General features: G+C 61.0%; 6 protein-coding genes and 1 pseudogene. 5 read left to right on the top strand and 2 right to left on the bottom strand.

Annotated features, from left to right (window positions below; all coding sequences use genetic code 11):
- Nucleotides 1–203: 203 nt before the first annotated feature.
- Together C5F75_RS35320 and C5F75_RS35315 are read right to left on the bottom strand one after the other, a co-directional pair.
- Nucleotides 204–1,163 (bottom strand): annotated as a pseudogene (locus C5F75_RS35320) (amidase family protein); the annotation flags it as partial.
- 343 nt (nucleotides 1,164–1,506) lie between these two features.
- Entirely contained in the window at nucleotides 1,507–1,746 is a 240-nt protein-coding gene (locus C5F75_RS35315) for a helix-turn-helix domain-containing protein (protein WP_104013476.1), read from the bottom strand.
- Nucleotides 1,747–1,990: 244 nt separating this feature from the next.
- Here C5F75_RS35315 and urtB point away from each other — a divergent pair, with 244 nt between their 5' ends.
- From urtB to C5F75_RS35290, 5 genes are read left to right on the top strand one after another with little or no spacing between them, the layout of a single operon-like run.
- Nucleotides 1,991–2,866 carry an urea ABC transporter permease subunit UrtB gene (gene urtB / locus C5F75_RS35310; RefSeq protein ID WP_104013475.1) on the top strand — a complete coding sequence of 292 codons (876 nt, stop codon included), beginning with the start codon at nucleotides 1,991–1,993 and terminating at the stop codon, nucleotides 2,864–2,866.
- Nucleotides 2,867–2,869: 3 nt separating this feature from the next.
- On the top strand, nucleotides 2,870–3,943 hold the full coding sequence (locus C5F75_RS35305; protein ID WP_104013474.1) for a branched-chain amino acid ABC transporter permease: 1,074 nt from the start codon (nucleotides 2,870–2,872) through the stop codon (nucleotides 3,941–3,943).
- Nucleotides 3,943–4,677, top strand: coding sequence for an ABC transporter ATP-binding protein (locus C5F75_RS35300; protein WP_104013473.1), 735 nt, complete (start codon nucleotides 3,943–3,945; stop codon nucleotides 4,675–4,677). Before C5F75_RS35305 ends, C5F75_RS35300 begins: the two co-directional genes overlap by 1 nt.
- On the top strand, nucleotides 4,664–5,434 hold the full coding sequence (locus C5F75_RS35295) for an ABC transporter ATP-binding protein (protein WP_104013472.1): 771 nt from the start codon (nucleotides 4,664–4,666) through the stop codon (nucleotides 5,432–5,434). The genes C5F75_RS35300 and C5F75_RS35295 overlap by 14 nt, the downstream gene beginning before the upstream one ends.
- A gap of 8 nt (nucleotides 5,435–5,442) precedes the next feature.
- Nucleotides 5,443–6,621 carry an ABC transporter substrate-binding protein gene (locus C5F75_RS35290; protein WP_104013479.1) on the top strand — a complete coding sequence of 393 codons (1,179 nt, stop codon included), beginning with the start codon at nucleotides 5,443–5,445 and terminating at the stop codon, nucleotides 6,619–6,621.
- Nucleotides 6,622–6,661: the final 40 nt, after the last annotated feature.

Genomic DNA, 6,661 nt, shown 5'->3' with positions numbered 1-6,661 from the left:
TCTGGACCGCGTCAGCCGATTCCATCCTCGAAAAGCTGCATCGACTTTGCTCGCGAATCAGCGGAACAGGACACTAGGTCGCCGCGTTCGATCAGCGCGCCTACTAATGCCTCACGCGATACGTCTTTTCCTGCACGAGCATATGCTTGCAGCGTCGGATCCAGATCATCGATGCCACTTGGCAGGCCGGACGTGAGCTGTCGGCAGAACGCGCGCCAGAGGGTCGCATGGACGGCGTTGCATCGACTGATACTGGGCGGGTCGGCAGCATCAACTCGGGCGCCTAATTCGCGTAGGGTGGTTGCGGCACGCATCACGGCAGTATGGATTTCAGGTTCAACCGCAATCGGCAGCCCGAGCGTTGGGCTACAGGCAATACGGATACCGTCGGGGACAGGCCGACATTGCAGACCGCGTACGTAGTCACCACCATCGAATGGTAGGGCGTACCAGTCGCGGTTGTCCGGCAGGCTGATCACGGTCAGGATGCGCGCCGCGTCTTCGACGCAGCGCGTCATAGGGCCAACATGGCTGAGCAAGCCGAACGGGCCGCGTGGCGCATGGGGCACGCGCCCGAAGCTTGGTTTGAACCCGAACGTTCCCGTGAATGCAGCGGGAATACGAATGGAACCACCGCCGTCCGTCCCGATTGCTGCGGGGCCCATCCCGAGCGCAACTGCTGCTGCTGCACCACCGCTGCTGCCGCCGGGCGTCCGCGTGAGATCCCACGGATTGCGTGTAGTACCGGTAAGGGGGCTATCCGTGACGATCTTATGTGCAAAGTCGGGCAGCGTGGTCTTGGCAAAGCAGATTGCACCCGCTTCACGCAGTCTTGCAACGCAGGGACTGTCCGAATGAGCCGCTTCCGGCGCGGTAACGCGAGAGCCGAACCGAGTCGCGACGCCTGAGATGGAAACGTTGTCCTTGATGGTGATCGGTACACCGTCAAGCGGTCCCAGAGGTATGCCGCGTCGCCATCGAGCCTCGGAGGCCTCTGCCATGCTGAACGCTGTGTCGGTGATTTCGCAGACCGCATTGACCACCGGGTCGAGCAGCTGAATGCGATCGAGCACGTCACGCAGGACGTCGACCGGCGAGGCCTCCCCGTTTTCGTAGAGGGCGCTGAGTTCGTGCGTCGTGAGCTCGCAAAGGTTATTGGTCATTTCGCCTCCAATTAATTATAATAAATTGAAGGTAGGCGCGAAGATGGTGTGTGTCAAGGGCGCTCGAGGATGGGTATTTATCGGGTAAACACGAAGATGGCGGCCGTTGACAGCCGATTTCTAGGCTCGTAGATTAGTGATAATAAATTTGTCGAAGAGTGCTGTCGCCGCCGAAGGTCGGCCTGTCTGGTCTAGCGCTTCCAGCTCGGTTGGTGGCGAAGCCAGACATATCCATTGAGCGCGCGTCACCACGGCCGACAGCACGGCGCTGGCGGGTAGGGCTACGGCAAGTGTTGCGACGGGGGAAGTGCTCCGCAGAGATGGGGAGCCGAAACAGAACGGATCAACGAAGACTGATGCGGTCCTCGGCGCCTTTGATTATTTGCGATAGCGGCGTGTCGAGTGCCTCAGCCAGAACGAGTAGGGCTTCGAGTCCGGCAACCGTCTCGGCGCGTTCGACGAGCGAGACGGTGTTGGGGTGGACGTTTGCGCGAACAGCAAGCCCGACCTGTGTCAGCTTTTTTCTTTTGCGACGGCTGCGTATCTCGTTGCCGAGCGCTTTGATGAATGATTCTGTGGTCATGCCAACTCGATTTGATTAGGCAAATCGAGTATCGGGGAGCATTCGCTCGGAAATTCACAATATATTGTGAATTCGATCTGTTTTGCCCTAATATTCACAATATATTGTGAATTTTTGTGAGCAATGTGGGCAAAGCGCTGGACCGGCGGGCGGGGGTGTTTGAGTCAAGGGACGTCGCCCCTAGGGTGACGTGTCACGTTGAGATGGCGCGCCCTTTTGATTGGTGTGAGCTTCTGAGGGACATATGATAGGAACCTTAAATATATTGAGCTACGTCAGCATCTTGATGCTGATTGCTTTGGGGCTAGCCATTGTTTTCGGCCTGATGGACATCGTGAACCTCGCACACGCGGAATGGGTGACGATCGGGGCCTACACGTTGGCAGTGACGCAATCGTTGGGCGGGCCGCATGCGTTCTGGCTCGCGTTGTTTGTGGCGCCGGTGGTGGGTGCGGTGCTCGGGTGGTTCCTTGAGCGCCTCGTGATCCGATTGCTCTACGACCGTCCGCTTGACACATTGCTCGCGACATACGCGATCAGCCTAATCGTTCAGAAAGCCCTCGAACTAGTTTTCGGCACACATCCGATGCTGGTGTACGCGCCCTTAGAGGGGGCGATTCCCGTGCCAGGGGGCAGCTATCCAGCGTATCGACTCTTCGTGATTGGCGTTGCAGCGGTGGTGACGACCGGTTGCTGGCTGCTATTTGCCTATACACGCTTCGGAGTTCAGCTGCGTGCTGTGATCCAGCACCCAGCGATGGCGGAGGCAGTCGGTATCGACACGCGGCGGCTGAACCGGCTGGCGTTCTGTGGCGGTGCCGCACTCGCATCGCTGGCCGGCGTCCTTGTCGCGCCGATGATATCGGTGGAGTCCCATCTTGGCCTCGCCTATCTGGCCAAGGCGTTCTTCGTGATCGTGTTGGGCGGTATTGGTTCGATCGCCGGCAGTCTGCTGGGCAGCGCGTTCGTCGGCACGGCCGAAACGCTGCTCAGCTATCGCGTGGATCCGTCCCTTGCCTCGGCGATCGTGCTGATTCTGTCCATCGTTCTGATCCGTTTTCGGCCACAGGGCCTGTTGCCCGGTTTCAGCGCCGCCCATCAGCTCCACGGTAAAGGTTGAATCATGCTCAGACAACTTCTTGCGAGTACGCGCCGCTGGCTGTTTCAGCCAGCGATCGGTATCGAAGACATCTCGCCGATGGCAATCGGCGCAGCGATTGTTGCTGCCGCATTGATCTTGCCGTTTTCCCTGGGGAGCTATCTGCTTTCGACCGTGCGGGATGCGCTGATCATGGGGCTGCTGGCGCTGAGCTACGACCTGTTGTGGGGCAGGGCTGGTGTGCTCACGCTCGGACACACGACCTTCTTCGGACTCGGCGCGTACGGTTTCGCAATCGCTACCGTGCAATATGGACAGACGTCCACCGTAGGCGTAATCGTGGGACTGGTCTGTGCCGTGGTCGTCGCGGCCGTGTTGGGCTATTTCCTGTTGTTCGCCGGTGTGCGGTTGCACTTTTTCGCCATCGTCAGCATGGCCGTGCTGATTGTCGTCCAGCAACTGGCGACAAGCTGGCAGTCGGTCACGGGCGGTGACACGGGCCTCCTCGGCATTCCGGGATTGTCCTTCTCACTGGTCGGGCGCACGCTCAATTTGAGCGGAGCGCGCGGGTCCTGGTATACGGTCGTGACCGTGCTTGCCGTGCTGCTCGTCGCGACCTGGCTCGTATGCCGCAGCCGATACGGCAAAGTCTTGACCGCAATCGCGACGAACGAATGGCGCGCAAAAGCGTGCGGCTATCACACGTCCGGGCACCTTTTGCTGGTGTTCATCGTATCGGCCGGACTTGCCGCTATCGCAGGAACGTTGATGGCTGCCTGTTCGGGGGTAGTGGCGCCCGATGTGTTCTCGCCGGTACTGGCCACCGAAGTCATTCTATGGGTGGCGATCGGCGGTAAAGGCACGCTCGGTGGTCCGGTGCTCGCCGCCGTCGGGTTGACGCTGCTTAAGCAAACGGTATCGAGCGCAACTACTGACGGATGGCCGCTTCTGCTCGGCGCATTGTTCCTCTGCTGCGTGCTGTTCCTGCCCAACGGCGTACAGCTCGGTGGCTTGATCGCTTGGGCACGTCGGATCGACCGAATTCGACGGGGGCGTAGCCCCTTACATCGTGCCGAACGCGTGGAAGGAGGCCAGTAATGGATACGCCGCTGATAAAGGGTGAAGGGTTGCAGCGCGCGTTCGGCGGCATTCATGCGGTCGACAACGTCGATGTGTCGATTGGCTCGCGCGATCTGCTGTGCGTGATTGGCCCGAACGGCGCTGGCAAGAGCACTTTGGTCGGGCTGTTGTCCGGTGCGATCGCGCCGGGGGCCGGAGAGTTGTACCTCGCCGGTGAGCGCATGACGGGTCGGCCGATGCACCGATTCTGCCGACGCGGCGTGGTTCGCAAGTTCCAAGGCACGAACACATTTCTTTCAATGAGCGTGCGCGAGAACCTCGTCGTCGCGGGCCTCGGTGTTGCGTCGTACCGGGACACGCCGATGCCGAACCCGGACGCCATTCTGGACGAGATAGGACTGTCGGACCAGGCCAACTTATGTGCGATGACCCTACCGCATGGTGAACGCCAATGGTTGGAGATCGGTATGGCGATGATGTGCCAACCCGAGTTGCTCTTGCTCGATGAACCGGCCGCCGGCTTGTCGGCCGCCGATGCGCAGCGGCTCGTACGCCTGATTCACCGTCTGCGCGAGCGCTGCGCGGTACTCGCGATCGAGCACGACCTGAGCTTTGTCGAGGCGCTACGGTGCGAGACCTGGGTCATGCACCGTGGCCGGATTGTTCGACGAGGCTCCTATGCGGACATCGCGCGCGACGAAGAAATCCGACGCATCTATCTCGGTCAGGGAGCGGGTCATGCTACACATTGAGAATCTGTCTGCCGGATATGGCGACGTTGCAGTGCTGCATCAACTCAACCTCGACGTCGGGCCAAACGAAGTTGTTGGCGTGCTTGGCTGTAATGGCGTGGGCAAGACGACCCTGGTCAAAGCGATCATGGGCTTGCTGCCACGCGTGACAGGCGACGTGCGGTTTCAGGGGCAATCCCTCAACGGCTTGCGCACCCATGCGATCGCCCGACGCGGCATCGGATTGGTTCCTCAGGGGCGCTGGATTTTTCCCAAGCTGACCGTGCGCGAGAACCTCATGATGGGCACGCAGGCTGCGGGTGGTGGGGCGATTCTCGACGAGGTGTTCGAATATTTCCCCATTCTCAAGTCCCGACTCTCGCAGCACGGCGGGACGCTGTCCGGCGGTGAGCAACAGGTGCTCGCGATTGCCCGCGCGCTGTGCGGTCGGCCGAAACTGCTGTTGCTGGACGAACCGTCCGACGGTGTGCAGCCGAATCTGGTCGAGCTGATCGGCGAGGTCATCCCAACGTTGTGCCGCCGATCGCAGCTCGCCGTGCTCCTGGTCGAGCAGAACCTCGATCTCGTGCTGCGCAGCGCGCAGCGCTGCATCGTGCTCAAGAACGGGCGAGTTGCCCATGCCGGCCGCATCGAGCCCCGAAGCAGTGCCGCGGGGGCCCATCCGTTGGCGCAATACCTGTCGCCGGCCGCCGAGTCTGACACGCCTTCAATCTCTTCACCACATTCGACGCATTCCAACCTGAACTGCACCCAATGAAGAACATGATGAACCGCCGTGCCTTTACCCGAACCGCCTTATTCAGTGCCGTCGGCGCCCTCGCCACTTCCGCTATGTCATCGTTGGGACGGGCCGCCACGCCGCTCAAGATTGGCTTGCTTGCACCGCTGAGCGGTCCGCTCACCCGCGTGGGTGAGACCAACCGCGACTGCGCGCAGTTGGCCGTCGACGAAATCAACGCCGCCGGTGGATTGCTGGGGCGCCCGTTGCAACTGAGCGTCGAAGATACCCAGATGTCCACCGCAGTGACGCTGCAGAAAGCGCGGCAACTATTGATGCGCGATGAGGTCGCGGTCCTGACCGGCATGGTGCTACCGTCCGAGCGCGAAGCAGCGTTGCAGGCTGCTAAGTCCGCTGGGCGGCTCGTGATCTACCCGAACTTCGACGAGGGGCGCTGCGATCCGAATCTGTTCACTACGGGCCTGACTGTCAACCAGCGCGTCGACCCACTGATCGATTGGCTGATGCGCCAGGGTGGTCGCACCGTCTGCGCGGTGGTCTCGGACATCGGCAGCAACCGCAAGGTGCTGGTGCCCGCGCTGCAGGCTGCGGTGAAGCGTTACGGCGGGCAGTTTCTCAACGTGTATTGGTTGCCGTTCGGCACACGCGATTATGGTGCGGTGTTGCAGCAGATCGCAAGCCAGCGCCCACAGATCGTCTGGCACAGCATCGGCGACGACCCGGTCACCTTCGTCAAGCAGTACCGCTCGTTCGGCATGAAACCGCAACTGGTGACTGACATTGCGCACGAGTCGCTGTCGATCGCAACCACCGGCGCGTCGACCGGGATCATCGGTGTGTCCTCGTATTTCATGAGCGTCGACAACCCGGAGAACCGGGACTTTCTCGCGCGCTACACGGCACATGAAGCTGGCCCACACTACCCCCGGTTGGGGCAGTTGGCCGTGGTGCTACCGCACGGCGAGTGCACATATGCCGGACTTCGCCTGTTTGCAGCGGCGGTCAAGGCGGCCGGCAGCGTCGACGTTGCCCGCGTGAAAGCCGCGCTGCCGGGTGTTTCGTTAAATCTACCGCGTGGCAAGGCGGGCGTGAGCCGGGACGGCGACCATGTGTTGTGCCAAACCCGTATCGGCAGGGCACTGTCGGACGATAGTTTCGCGGTGTTGGAATCGGCCGGACCGATTCCACCGCAGTGCGAGGGATAGGCATCTGGTATTCAAACGCGTTCTAATTTCTCTCAATTAT

Origin of the sequence: Burkholderia anthinoferrum, assembly GCF_002925705.1 — a bacterium.
Lineage (GTDB): Bacteria > Pseudomonadota > Gammaproteobacteria > Burkholderiales > Burkholderiaceae > Burkholderia > Burkholderia semiarida.
The sequence above is the reverse complement of the archived record's forward strand: the minus strand, read 5'-3'. Positions and strand labels throughout refer to the sequence as shown.